Raw genomic sequence first — 275 nt, forward strand, 5'->3', positions numbered from 1 at the left:
GTCCGGGCCGGTAGAACTCCTGCGGCTCGTCGATGACGTCGCCGAACGCGTGCCCCGGGGCGGGCACATCCACGCTGGGATTGCCGAACGGAGATGCGGGGATGACGCCGGTGAGGTCTCTCTCCCAGGTGCCCGGAGCGTGAGGCGTGCCTTCGCGCATCGAGGCCGCGAGACCTGCTCCGATCTGCGCGATCGCGGGCAGCTGCCACGGGCCGAACGCCGTGGCGCCGCCTTCGTAGTTCTGTGTCGCGTATTCCTCGGGCGTGGTCAGGTAG

1 protein-coding gene is annotated in these 275 nt (G+C 69.8%); it reads right to left on the reverse strand.

The features are described 5' to 3' along the window. Positions 1-275, reverse strand: a 275-nt coding sequence (locus ACWXWW_RS18010) for a neutral/alkaline non-lysosomal ceramidase N-terminal domain-containing protein (RefSeq protein WP_455971377.1), incomplete at both ends; no start/stop codon positions are given.

It is taken from the genome of Microbacterium sp. KNMS (assembly GCF_053851835.1).